At 50.6% G+C, this 316-nt stretch carries 1 protein-coding gene; it reads right to left on the bottom strand.

Features of this window, described 5'->3' with window-relative positions:
* Positions 1–316, bottom strand: a 316-nt coding sequence (locus AB4585_RS26320; RefSeq protein WP_372171706.1) for a hypothetical protein, incomplete at both ends; no start/stop codon positions are given.

Raw genomic sequence — 316 nt, 5'->3', positions numbered from 1 at the left:
TCTGTGCGCTAGAATACCTTTGATACTGCTACCACACAGCACAGGGCTTGCATCGGTAACAAATGCCCTATTGTTATTCCATTGCACTGCGCTCTCGGTATAAGTGACAATATTGACGGAGTGTTCGCTATGGGTTTTAGAAAGGAGGTCAATCCCTTTCCCACAGCGCCAGTTATCGAGCGCCTTGAGGGGGATTGTCCACTGTGTGCCTTCTACCTGTGTTTCGGATTGGCCTAACAAGGTGTTGACTTGTGGCACGCGGTTTTGACGCGCTTTGGTTAGCTCGGAGCCTGCGCCCTTGTTACCTGTCAACTCT

It is taken from the genome of Vibrio sp. 10N.222.49.C9, assembly GCF_041474985.1.
Taxonomy (GTDB): Bacteria; Pseudomonadota; Gammaproteobacteria; order Enterobacterales; family Vibrionaceae; genus Vibrio; species Vibrio crassostreae_C.
This window is presented reverse-complemented; position numbering and strand designations above follow the sequence as displayed.